The 20,937-nt window shown below is 37.8% G+C and carries 20 protein-coding genes; 12 read left to right on the forward strand and 8 right to left on the reverse strand.

The genetic code is table 11. The annotated features are described in order from the left end of the window. Nucleotides 1-10 precede the first annotated feature (10 nt). Nucleotides 11-1,183: an isovaleryl-CoA dehydrogenase gene (locus KTI78_RS11155; RefSeq protein ID WP_016141377.1), complete on the reverse strand. Its 1,173-nt coding sequence runs from the start codon at nucleotides 1,181-1,183 to the stop codon at nucleotides 11-13. 144 nt (nucleotides 1,184-1,327) lie between these two features. Between KTI78_RS11155 and KTI78_RS11160 the strand changes: the two genes are divergently transcribed. The 5 genes from KTI78_RS11160 to KTI78_RS11180 all read left to right on the forward strand — a co-directional run bounded on the left by KTI78_RS11160 (nucleotide 1,328) and on the right by KTI78_RS11180 (nucleotide 7,511). Continuing rightward, nucleotides 1,328-1,945: a TetR/AcrR family transcriptional regulator gene (locus KTI78_RS11160; RefSeq protein WP_031969006.1), complete on the forward strand. Its 618-nt coding sequence runs from the start codon at nucleotides 1,328-1,330 to the stop codon at nucleotides 1,943-1,945. 109 nt (nucleotides 1,946-2,054) lie between these two features. Next, nucleotides 2,055-3,749: an AMP-binding protein gene (locus KTI78_RS11165; RefSeq protein WP_262446137.1), complete on the forward strand. Its 1,695-nt coding sequence runs from the start codon at nucleotides 2,055-2,057 to the stop codon at nucleotides 3,747-3,749. A gap of 71 nt (nucleotides 3,750-3,820) precedes the next feature. Next, complete coding sequence (locus KTI78_RS11170; protein WP_262446138.1) at nucleotides 3,821-4,492, forward strand: class I SAM-dependent methyltransferase; 672 nt, start codon at nucleotides 3,821-3,823, stop codon at nucleotides 4,490-4,492. 279 nt (nucleotides 4,493-4,771) lie between these two features. Next, entirely contained in the window at nucleotides 4,772-6,055 is a 1,284-nt protein-coding gene (locus tag KTI78_RS11175) for a DcaP family trimeric outer membrane transporter (protein ID WP_262446158.1), read from the forward strand. Nucleotides 6,056-6,155: 100 nt separating this feature from the next. Continuing rightward, on the forward strand, nucleotides 6,156-7,511 hold the full coding sequence (locus KTI78_RS11180; protein WP_262446139.1) for an MFS transporter: 1,356 nt from the start codon (nucleotides 6,156-6,158) through the stop codon (nucleotides 7,509-7,511). A 49-nt stretch (nucleotides 7,512-7,560) separates the two neighbouring features. Here the strand turns inward: KTI78_RS11180 and KTI78_RS11185 are convergent, their stop codons facing one another. After that, complete coding sequence (locus KTI78_RS11185; protein ID WP_262446140.1) at nucleotides 7,561-8,799, reverse strand: SGNH/GDSL hydrolase family protein; 1,239 nt, start codon at nucleotides 8,797-8,799, stop codon at nucleotides 7,561-7,563. A gap of 111 nt (nucleotides 8,800-8,910) precedes the next feature. On the opposite strand from KTI78_RS11185, the gene KTI78_RS11190 reads away from it, so the two are divergent. Continuing rightward, a complete protein-coding gene (locus tag KTI78_RS11190; protein ID WP_262446141.1) occupies nucleotides 8,911-9,816 on the forward strand; it encodes a LysR family transcriptional regulator in 906 nt (301 codons plus the stop codon). Here KTI78_RS11190 and KTI78_RS11195 read toward each other — a convergent pair. Continuing rightward, a complete protein-coding gene (locus KTI78_RS11195) occupies nucleotides 9,809-10,111 on the reverse strand; it encodes a hypothetical protein (protein ID WP_262446142.1) in 303 nt (100 codons plus the stop codon). The genes KTI78_RS11190 and KTI78_RS11195 overlap by 8 nt on opposite strands. A 904-nt stretch (nucleotides 10,112-11,015) precedes the next feature. On the opposite strand from KTI78_RS11195, the gene KTI78_RS11200 reads away from it, so the two are divergent. From KTI78_RS11200 to KTI78_RS11210, 3 genes are all read left to right on the forward strand, one after another. Continuing rightward, nucleotides 11,016-11,159, forward strand: coding sequence for a hypothetical protein (locus KTI78_RS11200; RefSeq protein ID WP_016141368.1), 144 nt, complete (start codon nucleotides 11,016-11,018; stop codon nucleotides 11,157-11,159). A gap of 266 nt (nucleotides 11,160-11,425) precedes the next feature. Then, nucleotides 11,426-11,854 carry a hypothetical protein gene (locus KTI78_RS11205; RefSeq protein ID WP_016141367.1) on the forward strand — a complete coding sequence of 143 codons (429 nt, stop codon included), beginning with the start codon at nucleotides 11,426-11,428 and terminating at the stop codon, nucleotides 11,852-11,854. Between the two features lie 101 nt (nucleotides 11,855-11,955). Next, nucleotides 11,956-12,174, forward strand: a complete 219-nt coding sequence (locus KTI78_RS11210) for a hypothetical protein (RefSeq protein ID WP_262446144.1) — start codon at nucleotides 11,956-11,958, stop codon at nucleotides 12,172-12,174. Between the two features lie 117 nt (nucleotides 12,175-12,291). Here KTI78_RS11210 and KTI78_RS11215 read toward each other — a convergent pair whose 3' ends face one another. The 3 genes from KTI78_RS11215 to KTI78_RS11225 form a co-directional block, all read right to left on the reverse strand. Further along, nucleotides 12,292-12,597 (reverse strand): hypothetical protein, encoded by a 306-nt coding sequence (locus tag KTI78_RS11215; protein WP_239968989.1) that lies wholly within the window; start codon nucleotides 12,595-12,597, stop codon nucleotides 12,292-12,294. 116 nt (nucleotides 12,598-12,713) lie between these two features. Continuing rightward, nucleotides 12,714-12,941: a hypothetical protein gene (locus tag KTI78_RS11220; RefSeq protein ID WP_016141364.1), complete on the reverse strand. Its 228-nt coding sequence runs from the start codon at nucleotides 12,939-12,941 to the stop codon at nucleotides 12,714-12,716. Between the two features lie 279 nt (nucleotides 12,942-13,220). After that, nucleotides 13,221-13,697 (reverse strand): CinA family protein, encoded by a 477-nt coding sequence (locus KTI78_RS11225; protein WP_016141363.1) that lies wholly within the window; start codon nucleotides 13,695-13,697, stop codon nucleotides 13,221-13,223. 316 nt (nucleotides 13,698-14,013) lie between these two features. Between KTI78_RS11225 and KTI78_RS11230 the strand changes: the two genes are divergently transcribed. Both KTI78_RS11230 and katE read left to right on the forward strand, forming a co-directional pair. Continuing rightward, nucleotides 14,014-15,426 carry an iron-containing redox enzyme family protein gene (locus KTI78_RS11230; protein ID WP_262446145.1) on the forward strand — a complete coding sequence of 471 codons (1,413 nt, stop codon included), beginning with the start codon at nucleotides 14,014-14,016 and terminating at the stop codon, nucleotides 15,424-15,426. Nucleotides 15,427-15,475: 49 nt separating this feature from the next. Further along, the gene (gene katE / locus KTI78_RS11235) at nucleotides 15,476-17,620 is read left to right on the forward strand and encodes a catalase HPII (RefSeq protein ID WP_262446146.1); all 2,145 of its coding nucleotides are present in this window, start codon (nucleotides 15,476-15,478) and stop codon (nucleotides 17,618-17,620) included. Nucleotides 17,621-17,676: 56 nt separating this feature from the next. On the opposite strand, the gene KTI78_RS11240 is transcribed toward katE, so the two are convergent. Next, the gene (locus tag KTI78_RS11240) at nucleotides 17,677-18,555 is read right to left on the reverse strand and encodes an SDR family oxidoreductase (RefSeq protein ID WP_262446147.1); all 879 of its coding nucleotides are present in this window, start codon (nucleotides 18,553-18,555) and stop codon (nucleotides 17,677-17,679) included. Between the two features lie 139 nt (nucleotides 18,556-18,694). Continuing rightward, entirely contained in the window at nucleotides 18,695-19,096 is a 402-nt protein-coding gene (locus KTI78_RS11245; protein ID WP_262446149.1) for a DUF6367 family protein, read from the reverse strand. A 474-nt stretch (nucleotides 19,097-19,570) separates the two neighbouring features. On the opposite strand from KTI78_RS11245, the gene KTI78_RS11250 reads away from it, so the two are divergent. Next, nucleotides 19,571-20,937 (forward strand): KGG domain-containing protein (locus tag KTI78_RS11250; RefSeq protein ID WP_262446150.1); only part of this gene is annotated, 1,367 nt, incomplete at its 3' end.

Here is a 20,937-nt window from a genome sequence, read left to right on the forward strand (position 1 = left end):
TTTATAATTATTATTTGGTTTCATTGAAGAGTTCGCGGCCGATCAACATGCGGCGAATTTCAGAAGTCCCTGCACCAATTTCATAAAGTTTTGCATCACGCCATAAGCGGCCAGCAGGGAATTCATTGATATAACCGTTGCCGCCTAAAGTTTGAATTGCCTCACCAGCCATCCATGTCGCTTTTTCAGCAGCATATAAAATGGCGCTTGCAGCATCTTTACGTAGACTGCGGTCATGGTCAGCTTTATCACATGCAGCGCCGACAGCATAGACGAGGGCTTTACATGCCAACCAAGTTGAATACATATCGGCAAGTTTGCCTTGCATAAGCTGGAATTCACCTAAAGCTTGGCCAAACTGTTCGCGTTGATGTAAATATGGAATTACCACATCTAAACAGGCATCCATAATACCTAAAGGCCCGGCACTTAAAACTGCTCGTTCATAGTCCAAACCGCTCATCAGTACTTTTGTACCGTTACCAACACCACCGAGTACGTTTTCAGCAGGTACTTCTACATTGTCAAAAAACAGCGGGTAAGTGTTAGAGCCACGCATGCCGAGTTTGTCTAAATGATTACCATGGCTAAAACCTTTCATGCCTTTTTCAACTAAAAAAGCAGTCATACCTTTCGCTCCAGCTTGCGGATCAGTTTTGGCATATACCACTAATACGTCTGCATCCCCGCCGTTGGTGATCCACATTTTTGAACCATTTAAAACGAAGTGATCTCCTTTTTGCTCAGCACGTAATTTCATGCTGACCACATCAGAACCTGCATTTGGCTCCGACATCGCAAGGGCACCTACATATTCACCGGAAATCAATTTTGGTAAATACTTCTGTTTTTGCTGTTCGTTACCGTTACGGTTAATTTGGTTTACACATAAATTAGAATGAGCACCGTAAGACAAACCAATAGCTGCCGAAGCACGAGAAATTTCTTGTAAGGCAATAATATGAGCTAAATAACCCATATTGGCACCGCCGTATTCTTCAGAAACTGTCATACCTAAAAGGCCCATATCTCCGAATTTCTTCCAGAGATGTGCAGGGAATTTATTGTCTTGATCAACTTGTTGGGCAATTGGTGCAATTTCCTTTGCACAAAATGCGGCTACTGAATCTTGAAGCGCAATTAAAGTTTCATCTAGACCGAAATTCAAGCTGCGTAGGTTCATGATATTTTCATCCTATTGGTTATATTTGTTGTCCATAAAATATTTTGTGGATATCTGATATGTACCATACAATGATTTTTTAAAAAAGTGAATACTGATTCATAAAATGATTTACAATTCATTTTATTTGTTAGAGAATAAATTATGAGCTATAAACGATCATCTTTAATGCAAGAGCGGATGGAGCAAAATCGTAAGTCGATTTTGAGTTCAGCCAGAAAATTAATTTCAGAGGGAGGGTTTAAAGACGCGCAAATACAAACAATTGCAGAGCAAGCGGGTGTATCAAGTGGACTGGTTTATCGCTACTTTGATAATAAAAGCCAAGTGCTGATTGAAGTTTTGTCTGAGGCTATTAATACAGAGTTATTGGTCATCGATTCGATTACCGAAAGTGAGTTATCGGCAAAACAGAAATTACATAAGGCGGTGGCGACCTTTGTAAAACGGGCACTGAATAGTCCTCAGCTTGCATATTCACTCATGTTTGAACCCGTCGATTCAACGGTTGAACATGAGCGTTTTCGTGTGAAGCAATTGATTAAACAAAGTATCAAAAAAATACTGGCAGATGGAAATGCAAGTGGTGAGTTTGTCTTGGATGATTTAAACACAGCAGCACTTTGTGTTGTCGGTGCCATGACCTATGTGGTGGTTGAACCTCTAGATCCAGCTCAAAATACAAAGTTTGATCATGCACACAAAGACTATTTTTCAAAACAGATTGCTGACTTTTGTGTAGATGCTGTGCAGAGGAAATAGGGCATATAAAGGATAAAACAACACAAAATAAGTAGTTTGGAAAAGTAGTTGCAGTAACAAAAATTAGATCAGGTAAGAAGAGAATAAAAGAATCAAGGAGAATGATTCAATGCAACAAGAACGGTTAAGCTACGCCTCGGGACCAAGCACGCAGCCCTTATTGGGTATGACCATTGGTGAACAATTTGATCAGGCCTGTCGGCAATATGCTGAAAAGGAAGCAATCGTTAGTTTTCATCAAAACAGACGATTAACCTATAAAGCTTTGCAGGATGAAGTCAATGCTTTTGCTTGTAGCCTTTTAAAATTGGGATTAAAAAAAGGAGATCGGTTAGCCATCTGGTCGCCCAACTGTGTGGAATGGACAGTTACCCAATTTGCAGCTTTTAAAGCAGGGATTATTTTAGTTAATCTGAATACAGCTTATAAAAGCCATGAACTTGAATATGTGTTGAATAAAGTCTCATGCAAAGGATTGGTGATTGCTTCTCAATTCAAAACCACTGATTACCAAGAATTACTTACAAAAATTGCCCCTGAGTTAACCAACAGTCCAGATAAAGTGCTCAGTTCAGCGCGACTGCCACATTTAAAATTTGTCATTAAAATTGATGATCAGCAACATACGGGTATCCATCGCTTTAGTGATTTAGTTACTACACCAACATCAAAACAGCTAGAAGAGTTAAAGCAGTTAACCAAACAGCTCCAGTTTGATGAAACCATTAATATCCAATTTACTTCAGGTACAACAGGTAATCCAAAAGGAACCATGTTGACCCATCATAATATTTTAAATAATGGTTATTTTGTCGGTGAAGGCATCCGCTTAACTCCTCAAGATAAAGTGTGTATATCTGTGCCGTTGTTTCATTGTTTTGGCATGGTGATGGGGAATTTAGCCTGCGTTACACATGGTTCAACCATGGTCTATCCATCGGCAGTGTTTAATCCTTTAGAAACTTTAAAAGCGATTCATCAAGAACGTTGTACGGCAGCTTATGGTGTGCCAACCATGTTTATTGCCACCTTGGAACATGAACAGTTTAATGAGTTTGATCTATCGAGCTTAAGAACAGGTATTATGGCAGGTAGTCCTTGCCCACGTGAAATTATGCAGCGAGTTATAGACCGTATGCATATGTCTGAAATCACGATTTGTTACGGTATGACTGAAACCTCGCCAGTAAGTGTACAAAGTTCGGTAAATGACTCGATTGATAAACGAGTAAGCACAGTTGGACATGTTCATCCGCATGTCGAAATTAAAATTGTCGATTTAGAAGGGCAAATTGTTTCGCAAGGCACTTTGGGTGAGTTATGTGTTCGTGGTTATTCAGTAATGGCGGGTTATTGGGGCGAAGAAGAAAAGACTCGAGAAGTGATTGATGCTGCTGGTTGGATGCACACGGGTGATATTGCCGAAATGGATCAAGACGGTTTTATTAAAATCAAAGGCCGTATTAAAGATGTTGTGATTCGTGGTGGGGAAAATCTCTTTCCGAAAGAAATTGAAGACTTTTTATATACCCATCCCGATGTGAGTGATGTACAGGTCATTGGGCTGCCAGATGCGAAATATGGTGAAGAACTCTGTGCTTGTATTATTTTGCATGAACATCATCAAATTGATGAAGACAGTATTCGCCAATTCTGTAAAGAGCATATTTCTCATAATAAAGTGCCGCGCTATGTTCGATTCTTTAATGAGTTTCCAATGACTGCTTCAGGCAAAGCACAAAAGTTTAAATTGCAGGAAATTATGCGAGCTGAACTTAATTTAACTGGAAATGTCTTTGACTAAAGAAGTCGAAAGCCCGCTCAAAGTGCAGCAAACTATAAATTTAAAGGCAGTTTAAATAGAGGATAAGCAAAATGGCAAAAGACTTTAATAGCCCAAAAGTAGTCGAAGGATATGACGAACATATTCGTAAATTAATTCCAGGTTATGAAGTCATCCATCAACAAGTGGATGCCATTTTGCAATCGGTGTTGAAACCTCATGCTCATATCTTAATTGTGGGCTGTGGTACTGGGTATGAACTTGAATATTTACTTAAACGACATCCGAACTGGAAATTTACAGCAGTTGATCCATCTTTGACCATGCTGCAAAAAGCTCAGGAACAGGTTGAACTTTTAGATAAATCTTCACAAGTGACCTTTGTACATGGTGAAACTTCGGCTTTGCCTCTGGAAAATTGCTTTGATGCTGCACTTTCTATTCTCGTGGCGCATTTTATTGCAGATGAGATAAAACCTGTTTTTTTTAAAGATATTTATGATCGCTTAAAGGAAAAAGCAGCTTTACTTACTTACGATTTAATGACATGTGTAAACCCACAGCAGCTTCAAGCTTTACCTTATTTATGCTTGGATCAAGGTTTAACTGAAGAGCAATGTCAGAAAATGTTAGAGCGTATGGCACAAGACTTTTTTAGCTTAACCACAGAAGGATATATAAAACTTTTGCAAAAGACTGGTTTCGATAGCGTACAGCCATATACGCAAATTTTGACGTATCAGGGTTTTATTGCAAAAAAATAATGTCAGTAGAGACAAAGGAATGTTGTCTTGATACCTAAATATTCTCAATGAGGATGAGAATATAAAAAACGAAAAAAATTAGAAGAACTAGCTTTACCTATAACACATTAAAAAGTGGCCTCAATGCTGCTTAAGGGAGGTTTTGTCTAAAAAATATGATGCAAGACTTTCTAAAGGAAGAAAGTCTGATGTTTAAGGGCCTGTTTTAGACAGGTACATAACAAAAAGGATGTCGGGATCTTTAAGTCTAATTAAAGATCAAAAAAGGAAAGTTTTATGATAAATGCTTTAAATACAACGGTTCAAAAAAACCTATTAGCTATTTCTGTGACTCTGTTTGTGTCTTCTGCTTTTGCAGGTCAAACAGATCCTGAAATAGCACAACTTCGCCAAGAAGTAAAAGAACTACGGGCTATGCTACAAGCCAACATGCAAGCTCAAAAATCTTTATCGCAACAAAGAGTAGAGCTAGCAACTTCGGCAACACCCCAAGCTACTCAGCCTACAAAACAAGTGTTAACTAAGTCTGGCGCAGAATTTAACTTATATGGATATATACGGGCAGATGCTTCTTATCAAATGAAGGGCGCATCTACCATGTATAACAATATTAGCGGTGTTCCACTCGAAAATACGCCAGAAGAATCTGCTCAAAAAGACCAATTACATAGTACTGTTAATGTGACACGTTTCGGGTTGAATTTTAAAACCCCAACGGCTGCGGGAGATGTGGGCGGAAAACTGGAAATGGACTTCTTTGGGGCAGCTACTCGTGATCAGTTTCGGATACGCCATGCTTATTTAACGTTTGATAAATGGCTCATTGGTCAAACGTGGTCAACATTTATTGCACCTGAATATTATCCGGAAACGATTGATGCGGGCACATTTGTAGGCAGTGCATTATTAAGATCACCGCTCATCCGTTATAGCGATAACATTACGGCAAATACCAGTTTTGCAGTCAGTGTGGAAGATCCGAAATATACTGCGACAACTGATCCTGACAATAAAATGCGCTTACCAGCTTTGGTAGGACGCTTAAATCATAAATTTGCCAATGGTTCGATGCTATCTGCCCGTAGTTTAGTTGCTGAAAAAAGAACTAATAATGATGAGCAAATCGCTTGGGGCGTGGGCTTTGGCGGTAAATATCAAATTACGCCCGATACATTACTCAAAGCCGATTATTACCATGTCAAAGGAGATGGGCGTTTCTTGCTATGGAGTAACAGCGGCTATGCAATAGATGATCAAAATAATATGCATAGCAATGAGTTTGACACCGTTTCTTTGGGTATCACTCATCAATTTACACCACAAATTCGTTCAACCTTAGCTTATGGCTATATGAAAGCCAAAGATGACAACCGTTTTGCCGAATTACAACGTAATAGCACCACTCAAAACAAAGAGCTTTGGCAGGGTTGGGTAAATGCACTGTATAACCCTTACAAGCCAATTACCTTGGGTGTCGAATATGTGTATGGCGAACGAGAAACTTTTGATGGCCGTAACGGGATTGATAGCCGCTTCAATATGATGGCGAGTTATGACTTTTAATTTATTCAATAAGACCTTGAATAATCTGTTTTTTCTTTAGGGTGCAATATGTCGTTTTAAAAAATTAAATATGAATTTATCTCACAGAGGAGGTGAGTAAATGACAACATCTAAATTAAATGTAAATGAAGTTATTGATCAGGCCCGATTTACCCCTTTTCACTGGAGCATTTTGCTTTGGTGTTTATTAATTATTGTTTTTGATGGTTATGATCTGGTGATTTATGGCGTTGTACTGCCTTTGCTAATGCAAGAGTGGTCATTAACAGCTGTACAGGCGGGGATGTTAGCAAGTACAGCACTATGCGGAATGATGTTTGGGGCAATGTTCTTTGGAACTTTGGCAGACAAAATAGGCCGTAAGAATGTGATTTTAATTTGTGTCACTCTTTTTAGTGGTTTTACCTTTTTAGGTGCTTTTGCATCAAGCCCACTTGAGTTTGGGGTGCTTCGGTTCTTGGCGGGACTAGGCATTGGTGGGGTTATGCCAAATCTAGTTGCTTTAACCTCGGAATACGCACCTAAACGTATACGTAGTACTCTGGTGGGAACTATGTTTAGTGGTTATGCGATTGGGGGAATTCTTTCGGCCTTAATTGGTAGTTATTTGGTTGAAAGTCAGGGGTGGCAAATTATGTTTTTAATTGCCGGTATTCCACTATTTTTATTACCTGTAATCTGGAAGTTTTTACCTGAGTCATTAACTTTTTTAGTTAAAACGGGTAAAACTGAAAAGGCACAGCACATTATTCAAAAAATTTCTCCTGAACAAACACTAACAACCCATACGCAATTAGTGCTTAATGAAGATAATGTTCCAACAGGTAGTTCTGTAAAGGGATTATTTCAGCAAGGCCGCGCATTTAATACACTCATGTTCTGGCTCGTATTCTTTATGTGCTTACTCATGGTGTATGCCTTAAGTAGCTGGTTACCAAAACTCATGCTGGCAGCAGGGTATTCACTCGGAAAGAGTATTTTATTCTTGCTTGCTCTAAATGTTGGCGCAATGATCGGTTCAATCGGCGGCGGTATTTTGTCTGATAAATTCCATTTAAAACCGGTAATTATGGGAATGCTACTGGCGGGAGTTTTAGCACTAATCGGTTTAGGTTTTAAGTCTCCAGCCTATGTTTTATATGGTTTGGTGACTGTTGCAGGAGCAGCAACGATTGGTACTTCAATTCTTCTTTATAGTTACGTTGCACAATATTATCCATTAAGTGTGCGTTCTACTGGAATTGGCTGTGCTTCTGGTGTTGGTCGTATTGGGGCAATTGTTGGTCCAATCTTAACGGGTCTGTTATTAGGTTTTGAACTGCCACATAAGATGAATTTTGTGATGATCGCAATCCCTGCAATTTTAGGACTTTTTGCTGTCATGGTACTTCGACGACATGTAGCTGAAAAACAGTCCATTACCCCAAAACTTAACGTTGAGTTAGGGGGTAATTAATCAATATTGATACAGGTAGGGAGCAAATTCCTACCTGTATCTGGACGTTTTATTTATGAAGTAACTGGTTTACATCGACCAGATTTGCCATTTGTTGATTACCACGGTCATTAGGATGTAAATGATCTCCCGAATCATAAATTGGATTTAATCGATCAGGATGTTTAGGATCTTTTAAGCCTTGATCAAGATCAAGTACGCCGTCAAATGTATGGCTGGTTCTCATCCAGTGATTAATGCGCTGACGTAATTCATCTTTATTCGGTTGATAGTAATTATCTAAAGGAGTGTTGGGTAAGGCACCTGAAAATGGAAGTAACGTTGCCCCAATCACTTGAATACCTTGGCGATGTGCTTCATCTACCACACGTTTATAGCCTTGGGTTAATGCTTCAAAAGTCGGTATTGGTTGTTTAGGTGCAAATGCGGTACCCGGCCATGAAATATCATTAATACCCACCAGAACAATTAATGTTTTCACTCCAGAATATTGAAATACTTCTTTTTTTAAGCGTTCTAAAGCACTGTCGCCCATACCGTCGTTAAGTAACCGATTTCCTGAAATTCCACTATTAATGACCGCTACTTGATGTGGTGATAAGCGCTTAGCTAAAAAGTCGGTCCATCTGGTATTTGCATCTAAAGTTGCAGTTGCACCATCGGTAATTGAATCTCCAATGACTGCAACAACATGTGCTTTACGCTTTGGTTTTACTTCCACAGCCGACAATAATAATCGCGCAGTGGTGGTTTTGGCACTGCTAGGTGCTTTTAAGTCCGCGGTCTGGTTCCCAGTAATTAGCCAACTGGTTTGTTTGGCATCCCAATGAAAAGTTTTAAATGTAGTTGGTTTTTGAATAAAGGTATTGACCATTAACTGCCCATGATCGGGAACAGGGAGCTGGATTGGATCACTTATCAGCTGTTTGCCAGGTAAAATTTGTGCTTTAAGCTTTCCAGAAAAATAAACTGGATAAGCATTCTTTGATTTAAGACTTTGTCCTTTGATTAGTCCCACGGTAGTTTTATCAATATAGATCGGTCGATCCCCATATTGATTGGTAAAGACAAGCCTAACAGCTTCACCACCTAAACTAATTTGACTAATTTGTTTGATGGTCTGATTAGATATTTGATCTGGAATTAGGGTCGGAAAAACGAAATCTTTATTCCAAACTTTTTGTGGACTCGCTGCCCAAGTGGTAATCCATTGGCTATTTTGTACTTCTGCTTGCGCTACAGTAGAAAATAAGACAAGAGAGAATAGGGCAGATTGATAAAGTTTCATCTCGTGAACTCTTTAAAATAAATTAAAGTTATCTTGAAACAAATTGCTGGCTTGTTATAGCGACATAAGCGGAATAAGATTTGTGAATGAAATTCATAAATAGCTTTTGTTATGTCCTATTTTGATATTAATCGGTCTGGTGAGTTGGCAATTTTTATTCGTGTAGTTGAATTAGGAAGCTTTTCGGCAGCCGCAAGAGCTTGCGACATGACGCCATCTGCGGTCAGTAAGTTAATTTCTCGGTTGGAAAAAAGACTTGGCGTCAGGCTACTGAACCGTTCAACACGTCAGTTCCAACTCACCAGTGAAGGATGCCAGTTTTATGAGCAAGGTATTCAAATCCTGAACGATCTAGACGAACTTGAACAATCTGTTACTGCAAACCACATGCCGCAAGGGCGAATTAGAGTTCATACTAGTCTTTCATATTGGACGCATTTTTTATTGCCTTGTATTTCTCTATTTAATCAACGCTATCCACAAATAGAATTAGAAGCTCATTTAAGCGATGAAGTGATTAATTTGGTTGAGCAAAGAATAGATGTTGCAATTCGTACAGGGCCTTTAAAAAGCTCAAACTTGATTGCTCGTACACTCGGGAGCACACAGAAACATTATATATGTTCACCAGCCTATATTGAAAAGTATGGCTGTCCGCAGCATCCAGAAGACTTATATGAACATCAGCTTTTAGATGTAAGTTATCAACGCCAGAATAAAACATGGTTCTTTAAAAAAGACGATCAAGAAATCACGCTTGCCCCGACTAAAGTGTTAAGAGTAAATCATGGAGAAGCGATCTTACAGTTAGCACTTAAAGGTGTGGGCGTTGCACAGCTTAATGAATTCCAAATCCAAAAAGCTGTAGAGCAAAAACTATTGGTCAAAATTCTTGAAGACTGGAATACCAATGCTTCTGAAGAATTTCATGCCGTCTGGATCGGACATGACAAATATGTTCCTAAACGTGTCAGGGCTTTTTTAGATTTCTTGGTCGAGCATGCAAACATTAGTTAATTGGTTTTTTTCTGGCACTTAACCGACATTGATCCATGGTTTCATTCATTGTTTCCACAAAGTGCATATCCGCATTAATATTTTGTAAGCTTACTTTTGGTAAGTTTTCTACAAACTGTGGCGAATAATGTTTTTCTAAAGAGTTATAAATACAGTTGCATTGTGAAAGTGCACGACCTGCCCAAACACAATGTGTATTAAATTCATTTTTACTAATAGATCTGCAACCTATTAAACTTATAGAACTTATTAATAGGATGCACGTTAAAACAATACGATATAAAAAAAACATCATTATTGCTCTTTGTTGGTTGTTGTTATCGTTCAGTTGGGTTTGAAGATGTCTTAATCTTTAACATGCGTTAAATATTGAGATCTTTTGTCGAGAGAGAAGAGTGTGTGTATGGGCGAAGAAATACAAAAAGTTTTTTAAAACTGTTTTAAGCCAAATAAAAGGGTAGTGAAGAGTAAGAAAAATAAAATAATATAAAATAATAGTCATTAGAGACTCCTTGATAAAAGAAGTTGCGCCCAATCACTGCTATTAATTATGGTGGTGAAACGAAAGAGGGTTAGCAGACTGATACCTAAGAAACCAGCACACCCGAAGGTGTCCCACTCCCGTTCCTCCGTCAAAGGCACGAGGGGCTCCACACCAAAAAACTTGTTTTTAGTGCACTTAGGTAGACGATCTGCTAAAACCGACTGACAAAATAGGTCAGCGGGAGCATCATAAGCTGAGCCTTAAAGCGGGTCAATTGCAAAAATAAAAGATTGGTTTATATAAACAAATATTAATATTTTTAAATTTTTATTAATAAAATAAGGAGTTATTTAGAATTTGAAGTATTGAATAAACATTCAATAAAATTTAAGAAATGAGTTTTAATGTTTATATATCAAATATTTATTAATTGTGTATTTGTATAGTGTAGAGGGCTATTAACTTAATAAGGCATAAGTTTAAAAAGGGTAAGAATTTTTAATTTTATAAATATGATGTAATTAAATAATTAGCTGTTGCCAAAAAATAATCAAAATATCAATTGCAAGAATAGTAAATTTTTTTAGATTTATTTTATTTAGCTTTTTACAAAAGCTTGCATAACCTACAAAACTTAAGAGAACGATAGCGGTAGGTAAACATAAGAAAATGTTATTCATAAACCTACATCTTAAGATTTAAATGGGTGACCTCAATGTTAAGAATATTTTGTGCAGTGAGTATGGTAGTGACAATTGCAGTTGGTATGAGTGCGTGTCAAGATCGGGATCCGCGAGATAATGGGACCCATGGCGCTAATGACCCAACTACTCCTCAGCAAATGGATAAAAACTCATAATGATTGTGCTTAAGAAAACTCACTGTTATGTGGGTTTTCTTATCGTTTATTTCTATAAAATATGTAACATAATAAAAAAAGCAATTATATGAAAATATAAAATTAATCAATAAATTAGTGGGTTATTATGTTTATATAAATTTGTTGTTATTGAATTGTGTCTAACATAAATTATAGTTTCAAAAAATTAATAAAATAAACACAATAAATTACTTATATTCATCCAAAATTCATTTTAGTGAAAACAATTTTTTAAAGGTAAGGATATGCCCCAGTACTTAAGGATAGCTGAGAAAATCTATCAAAATGTTAAAGAAAAAAAAGGATTTACAGATGATCCTATGGAAGATCTTAACAATTTGATGATTGAGCTCAGACACGAGATTAAGGGGACAAAGCTTAAACTTTTATACAATTATATTGATTTCGCTGAATTACTGATTAAACCTCTTCAGGAATCTAAAATTAAATTAGATTTAAGTATTATTCCTAAAAGTAAGAATACACAGGAATTTGTGCTGTGGCTTGCAGGTTTTATCGAACGAATTACGACGGGCGGTCAAGAAAAATTACCTCCCATCCGCGCAAAAGTTGCTTTGCCTGCCTATGCATATGAAGAAACATATCCCTCTACGGGAAGCCCCGTAAATAACGGGGAAGAAATTATTGAATATTTTAAGAAAAAAGAAAATTAAATCAATTTTCAGACAAGCCTGATGTGAACACTAGATCAGGCTTAAATAATATTAGAACTTTATTACGATGATGCTCAAATGAATACTTAAGGTGGTTAAGCATGTTTGTATACTTTACGGATGGGACGTGTATTAATGAGTCTGAAATCTATGGGGTAAAAGCCAAATATGAGCAAAATAAGTTTGTAGTTGAAGTAACCATTAAACCGACTCATACATTATCGGCATCGAGTGTACAGTTTAAGAAAGAAGTTTTTGATAATGCTCAATTAGCCAATCAATATTTAAATAATAATTTTAATATGCCACCTTTCTTCTAAAGAGTGGTTCTAAACTGAAGTTTTAAGAAATTTTAGCAATAAAAAGAGCTTATTTCCGAGGGCCAATAGGAAATAAGCTCATGGCTTTGGACCAATAGAGAATGTGATTAGAAGAAGTTATCTTCCATTCCATGCATCTTTAATGGCTTGTTTAGCATGTTCCCATTTTAAACGAGATTCAGCTTTTAATTCTTCCCATTTTTGTTCTAAACCGCCTTCGACATCTTCAAACTGAGTGCCTTGTTCCGATTCAGCACGTGCACGATGACCTAATTCATAGGCTGTCGAAAAGTCTCGGTCATAATCGAGGTCTGGGGTAGTGAGCTGAGCTTCTTGATAATAAGGACGAGTAACGTAACTTTCGCGCCAATAATTATGGTCGCCAGCTGGCAGTCGTGCGTGATCGCTATTTTGATCTGTCATCAGTTTTTTCCTCATCTATTATTTAATTTTATGCTTATGGTAAATTTAGGAAGGTGAGGGCACCTTCCTAAATAAAATGAATGACCGCATCAAATGACATTTAAGTCAGTAACGAATTAACGTTGCTGATTATTGTTATTTGAGTTTTGTTGGCCTGAATCTTTTTGATTAGAGCCTTGTTGTTGGCGGCGGTTGTCATTTTGCTGTTGTTGCTGATTGTTTTGTTGCTGTTGATCGTTTTGCTGTTGGTTGCCTTGTTGCTGCTGGTTGTTACGGTTGTCATTTTGCTGTTGTTGTTGCTGTTGATTATCGCGTTGATTGCTTTGATTATTAGTAGTGCTCATCTTTAATTACCTCATATCATTTATGATGTGTGTTTTATCTGAGAGCTTCAGATAGGTTCATTAAAACATGAAAATTTTTATTGTGTAGCCTTGGGGTGTTACCCTATATTTAACTGTAACTATGATTATTTAATAAAACCTTGATTTCTATAAAATGTAATTTTAATCATTAAACATAATTAATATGAAGATGGATAAAATTACATTTAGGTACATTGGAATTAAGCAAACACTATGATCATTTCCAAATATGTATTTGTTATCTTTTATAAAGAAAAGCTATTTTTTATTATCTAATATTATATATTCAATATCTTGGGTAATGTAATAAAGAAGTTGTCTAAGTTTAAGGCAGGGTAAACCTTTAAATACTCTTCTAAAGTTATAAAAATTATTCTGATAATAAATAGAATAAAAGAAAGTGCCTACAGGTTTTTCAGCAGTTTCTGATCCCCCCTTTTTTAGCAATCCGGTACAGGCAACATAGAGGTCGGCATGCAAGAGTTCTTTGCCTTTTTTGATCATCTCTACAGTGACTTGCATAGACTCAGGCGTATATTTTTCAATAAGTTCAGGTGAAATATGAAGAGTATTTTCTTTAACACGTAAGTCATAGCTGACTAAACTCCCAATAAGAATGTCACCTGAATAAGGGCTTAAAGAGAAGCGGTAAGCCAAATAACCAGCCGAAGCACTTTCAAAAAATGCGATTTTAATTTTTTCTTGTGCGAGTAATTTGCAACATGAGTTAAACATTTATTTTCTCCTTACAACTGTTTTTAATTTAGTTATAAGATTATTTTTAATTTCTTTTTGTTAATTTTTAGGTCTTTATAATTTTAAAGGTAGGTTAAATGTAAATAAAATTTATAATTTATTTATTTTTTATAAAAGCAGACAGTTAAATTATTCTAAAAGTGAGAATGTAAGTTTGTGTTATTTTTTATCTTATTGAATTTTAATATTTTTAAATTTATAAGTTGTTTCTTGATAACGTAACCTAACAAAGTTACGCTGGGATTATGGTTTAGCTGAAGTATGGTAATTTATATCTCACTAAAGGAGAATAGAAATGCCTGTTGTAGTGAAAAAAAGATTATTAGACTTATTACAAGATAATCAACAGAACTATTACGAATTATTTGTTTTTTTCCTTGATCCTGATATTTCTAGTTTTGAAAAAGAAAAGACAGCAAGAGAATTTCTTATTAAGGAAATAGATAAAATAGATCAAAATGAAATTGATTTTCCTTCCTCTATAAATATGGTTAAAGAATGGTGTGAAAAAGACAATAAAGAAAATTGTGAGCTATTTCAGACCTATTTGAATCGTAGACAAAGTGGAGGTGAGAGAGAGTACTTTAAAAATGTCGGTCAGGCATTTGAGTTTTTAATTAAAGTTTCACCCACTAAAAAAGTAGACGGTGCATGGCTATATAGTTCAGTTAATTACTGGAATGATCCGGTTTTTCATGACCTTATTATTACCTATTTGGAAGAGCTGGGGCTAGGTGAGCCGAAAGCAAATCATGTGTGTATATATGATGACTTGTTACGTAGTCTTGGGCTCGATAGTTTTGATCTACTCTTAGAAGATGAATATTATCATAATGCTGTGATTCAGCTGGCGCTTGGTTATGCTCCATCTGAGTTTATTCCTGAAATTGTTGGCTTTAATTTAGGCTATGAGCAACTGCCACTTCATCTGCTCATCAGTAATTATGAGCTTGCGGAACTTGGTATTGATTCTAAATATTTTAATTTGCATATCACTATCGATAACATTGATAACGGCCATGCAGATAAAGCAATTAAAGTTATAGAAAATATTTACGATAAATATAGAGACAAAGAACACTTCTTTAATAAATTGAAGCGCGGTTTTGCTCTTAATAGCCATGGCGTATCATCTTCTAAAATTATTAAAAATTTAAATCTTGAAGATTTAGTTCTTAAAATTTTAAAAAGAAAAGCGCTTGTGGGTCAGCTCATTCATAACGAAAAAAGACAGTTTGGATGTAAAACCATTAACCAATGGTTATCAAAACCAGAAGACGTTAAAGGCCTGGTTACACATCTTATTGATCATAAATGGATTAAATTTAATACTGACCCCGAACAGAGCGTGTTCTGGCGAATGATTAATGAAGAAAATGGAAAAATGTTTGGGGTATTTAACCCTGTAGAACGACAAATTATTCATGACTGGATTGCTGGTAATGACCATTCTTCTAACTTTTTGGCTTACAGCAGAGAACTAAAAAATAGTCAACGTATTCAAGATTATCTCTTTAGCTATATTTCTGATGGCGAACTCGATGCACTTCAGGAACGTATACGTCAAACACCTGATCTTGCCATAAAGATATGTAAGCTGATCCCGTTTTTGGCCCCAGATTCACATCATAAAAGCATTGGTCTATGGAGCACACGTAAATATGTTGAGCTCCTTTTTCCATATTTAAGTTCCTTTAACAAAAACTAACTCTTGGAGTTTTTTAATTCACCCCACGTTTAACTTTAAAACATAGGTAATGAACATGACTGATAATGTTAAATCAACAAATAAAACAAGTGAAATGGCTGGTGCGGACGCTGCAAATAAAGCCAATACTACCCAAAAAACTGAACAATTAGACTCAGTCAGAGATGATGCAACCAATGAGGCATTAACCACAAACCAAGGGGTTAAAATAGCGGATAACCAAAATAGTTTAAGAGCGGGCATCCGTGGTTCGACACTACTAGAAGATTTTATTTTAAGAGAGAAGATCACTCATTTTGACCATGAACGTATTCCTGAACGTATTGTGCATGCACGTGGCGTAGGTGCACATGGTTACTTTCAGGCCTATGAAGGAAATGAACGTTTTACAAAGGCGGGATTTTTAACCGATCCAAGTATTCAAACGCCAATTTTTGTACGCTTCTCAACTGTGCAAGGACCACGTGGTTCTGCCGATACTGTGCGTGATATTCGCGGCTTCGCAATTAAGTTTTATACCCAAGAAGGCAATTTCGATTTAGTGGGTAACAATGCACCCGTATTTTTTGTACAAGATGGTATTAAATTTCCAGACTTCGTACATGCCGTAAAACCTGAACCAGATACAGAAATGCCAACAGGCGCAACTGCTCACGATACTTTCTGGGATTTTGTATCTTTAGTGCCTGAGTCAGCACATGCAGTCATTTGGGCGATGTCGGACCGTGCTATTCCACGTAACCTACGCTCAATACAGGGCTTTGGGGTACATACATTCCGTCTTATTAATGCTCAAGGCAAATCTCATTTCGTGAAATTCCACTGGACGCCTAAACAAGGTTTAAGTGCTTTAGTATGGGATGAAGCTCAAAAACTTGCAGGTAAAGATCCGGATTTCCACCGTCGAGATCTCTATGAAGCGATTGAGAATGGTGTTTATCCAGAATGGGAATTGGGTGTACAAATTGTCGAAGAAGATGATGAAATGAACTTTGACTTCGATTTGTTAGATCCAACAAAAATTATTCCTGAAGAGTTGGTTCCAGTAACACCAATTGGCCGATTTGTTTTGAACCGCAATGTAGATAATTTCTTTGCAGAAACAGAGCAGGTGGCTTTCTGTCCAGGCCATATCGTGCCAGGAATTGATTTTACAAATGACCCACTTTTACAAGCACGTCTATTCTCTTACACCGATACGCAGTTAAGCCGTTTAGGCGGACCAAACTTCCATCAAATTCCGATCAATAAACCTGTATGTCCATTCCATAATAATCAACGTGATGGTCTTCACCAACATACGATTCACAAAGGACAGGCTTCATATCAACCAAACTCAATTGATAATGATTGGCCAGCAGAAACACCACCTGATGCTTCAAATGGTGGTTTTGAAAGCTATCCTGAACAAATTAGTGGTCACAAACTTCGTCAAAGAAGTGAAACCTTTTCCGATCATTTTTCACAACCGCGCCTTTACTACAAGAGTCTTGCGCCTCATGAGCAAAAGCATGTGGTCGATGCCTATACTTTTGAATTAAGTAAAGTGCAAAGAAAACACATCCGTGAGCGCCAAGTTCAACAAATTTTGGCAAATATTGATCTCGACTTAGCTCGACAAGTAGGCGCTAATTTAGGAATTGAAGTTCCTGATTTGACTCTAGATTATAAGAAAACCGCAGTTGAAAAATCGGCTAAATTATCTTTCTTGGCTTTCCCACCAGAAGATATTCAAGGCCGAAAAGTTGCTGTGCTTATTCATAACCTTGTGAAGTCAGATACACTTGAAGCTATTAAAAATTGGGCGATTAAAGAAGGTGCGGTTGTTCATTTACTAGCGCCGAGCTTGGCTCCAGTAAAAGACCATAAAGACAATATTATTGTGGCTGATGGTATGCAAATGGCTGAACCTTCAATCGCTTATGATGCGGTGATTATTCCTGATGGCGATAACTTAAATGCCGTACTGCAAGATGGCGTAGCGCGCCATTATGTACTCGAAGCTTACAAGCATTTAAAACCAATTGCGTTTTTAGGTAATAAATCTGATTTGCTTGAACCGCTAGGTTTAGTTGCCGATGAGGGCACTTTAGTTGAAGATGAATTCCAGCCTATTGCTGAAAAATTCAAAAAACTGATTATGGCTCATCGTGTTTGGTCACGAGAACAAATAGCCGCTCAGGTACCAGCTTAATAAACAAAAAAAGCCCTGAAAGATTTATCTTTCAGGGCTTTTTTATATCTTAGGGATTAACCATTTACGATTTGTCCACCGTTTACATGAATCACCTGACCTGTAATATAACTTGCATCATCTGAGGCAAGGAATAGGTAAGCAGGTGCAACTTCACTTGGTTGTCCCATTCTTCCCATTGGTGTGTCTTTACCAAATTCCTTAACGGTTTCTGCATCGAAACTGCTTGGGATTAATGGGGTCCAGATTGGACCTGGTGCAACACCATTTACCCGAATTCCTTTTTTCTGCTTCATTAAATTGTTTGATAAGCTACGTGTAAAAGTCGTAATCGCACCTTTGGTACTTGCATAATCAATAAGCTCATCATGGCCTTGATAGCTGGTAATACTAGTCGTATTAATAATACTGTCGCCTTCTTCCATATAAGGAAGAGCTTCTTTAGTAAGATAAAACATTGGAAAAATATTAGTTTTAAATGTTTTTTCTAATTGCTCATTACTAATACTTTCAATTTCCTTTTGTTGATATTGCACGCCAGCATTATTCACTAAAATATTAATTTTTCCATAATGTTGTAGAACTTTATCAATATCTAGTTTGGCAACATCTGGGTCAGAAATATCACCTTTTAATAAAAGGCAATGTTGTCCTTCTCTTTCAACGAGTTGTTTAGTGATTTCGGCATCCTCGTCTTCTTCAAGATAAAGGATTGCAATATTGGCACCTTCACGGGCAAACAATACTGCGACAGAACGACCTATACCGCTATCACCACCACTAATAACGGCAACTTTATCTTTTAACTTATCGCTACCTTTATGAGAACTTTTTATAATTTCAGGTTCAGGATGCATTTTTTCCTGATCACCTGGTTGATGAGATTGAACTTGTGCAGGTGCGGATGTTGGATACTGATTTGTTGAGTTTTCCATACGTCAAATACCTCAGTTAAATATCTAATTTATAAATAGTGCGCTGTTACTACGTAAATATGAGTAAAATGAATTTTTTAATAAGTTGCCTTTGTTATTTTATTTGTAAGGATGTAAAAAAATATTTTATATTTAAAAGTTAAATAATATCCATTAATTTGATTTTGTTCTTATCAAGCATACTTTCAATAATAGATCTATTGCCTGTGTCTTCTAGCCAATTTTCAATAGGTATATTATTAGATAAGTCTAAAATTTCTTTAATAATTTTTTTAGCGCCTTCAATATTTTGTGTCTCTTTATTATTTTTAATAATGATATTATCAAGCAATAACTTTATATCTTCTTGCTCTATATTCTTTGACTTAATAATATATAAATCTCTTTGAAAGGGATGGCTCGCATGCGGAGGATCTAATCTATAGCTCCATTCTTGGTCATAATTTTGCCATGAATTCTTAGACTTAATATGGCCGAGTAAAATTTCTGGAATAGAAATATGGATGTATTGTAGTGTTGACTCTTGATCTTTTAATTGCATGGCTAAACTACTCAAATTGCCTTAATAAAAATAGTTTTAAATATTCATATTAATCTCTCAAGTAAATTCACTTTGAAAATGTAATGATATATATTATTGTTTTATATTGAAAATAAGTGTTTTACTTTGTGTTTGTTTAAGTAAGTATGTTTCATTATTTTACTTTTTGTTTATAGTTAAGCTGTTTTGTTTTTTGTATAGATATTTTAAATCTGTTTGTAAAAATATATTGTAATGTGCAGTTAAGTAATAATAAGTGAGCTAATTATTTAAAAAGTAAAATGTGAGAAAAATTAGAATGTATAAATCTTTATTTAAATAATGAAGTTATAGAATTTTTAATCTTTCATTTTATATACATTTAAATTGATTGATACAGTGCATCGGTAGGAAAATATTATAGATCTTCTATCTTTATTAAATCCGTTAATCAAAAGCGGTAGTGACTATAATTAAATATAGGAAGATATAACTATGGCTAATACTAGATATGAAGATGATGATAACAATAGTACAGGTACTTCAAATCGTGGATTTGCAAGTATGGATCCTGAAAGAGTTAGAGAAATAGCCAGCAAAGGTGGGCGAGCAGCCCATGCCAGTGGTAATGCGCATGAATTTACCTCTGAAGAAGCTCGTGAAGCTGGTCGAGCAGCGCATGCAAGCGGTAATGCACATGAATTTACATCTGAGGAAGCTCGTGAAGCGGGTGCCTTAAGCCATAGAAATGGTGGTCGCGGTCGTAGTCGCGATGATGACGACGATGACGATCGCGGTAGCCGCTCAAGCGGCCGTGGTCGTAGCCGTTATGATGATGACGATGATGACGATCGCGGTGGCCGTTCAGGTGGTCGAGGCCGAGGTCGCGGCCGTGATGACGACGATGACGATGATGATCGCGGTGGCCGCTCAGGCGGACGAGGTCGTGGTCGCAGCCGTGATGACGATGATGATGACGATCGCGGTGGCCGTTCAGGTGGTCGAGGCCGTGGCCGTAGCCGTGATGACGACGATGATGATGACGATCGCGGTGGCCGTTCAGGTGGTCGAGGCCGTGGCCGTAGCCGTGATGATGACGATGATGATAATCGTGGTGGCCGATCAGGTGGTCGAGGTCGTGGCCGCAGCCGTGATGACGATGATGATGATGACGATCGCGGTGGCCGTTCAGGCGGACGAGGTCGTGGCCGCAGCCGTGATGACGACGATGATGATGACGATCGCGGTGGCCGCTCAGGCGGACGAGGTCGTGGCCGCAGCCGTGATGACGACGACGATGATGATCGTGATGGCCGTTCAGGCGGACGAGGCCGTGGCCGCAGCCGTGATGACGATGATGATGATGATCGCGGTGGCCGCTCAGGCGGACGAGGTCGTGGCCGCAGTCGTGATGATGACGACGACGATGATCGCGGTGGCCGTTCAGGCGGACGAGGTCGTGGCCGCAGCCGTGATGACGACGATGATGATCGCGGTGGCCGCTCAGGCGGACGAGGTCGTGGCCGCAGCCGTGATGATGACGATGATGATCGCGGTGGCCGTTCAGGTGGTCGAGGCCGAGGTCGCAGCCGTGATGACGATGATGATGACGATCGCGGTGGCCGTTCAGGCGGACGAGGTCGTGGCCGCAGCCGTGATGACGACGATGATGACGATCGCGGTGGCCGTTCAGGCGGACGAGGTCGTGGCCGCAGCCGTGATGACGATGATGACGATCGCGGTAGCCGTTCAGGCGGACGAGGCCGAGGTCGCAGCCGTGATGATGACGATGATGACGATCGCGGTGGCCGTTCAGGCGGACGAGGTCGTGGTCGCAGCCGTGATGACGACGATGACGATCG

Origin of the sequence: Acinetobacter sp. WU_MDCI_Abxe161 (assembly GCF_025514355.1) — a bacterium.
GTDB classification, from domain to species: Bacteria; Pseudomonadota; Gammaproteobacteria; order Pseudomonadales; family Moraxellaceae; genus Acinetobacter; species Acinetobacter pittii_E.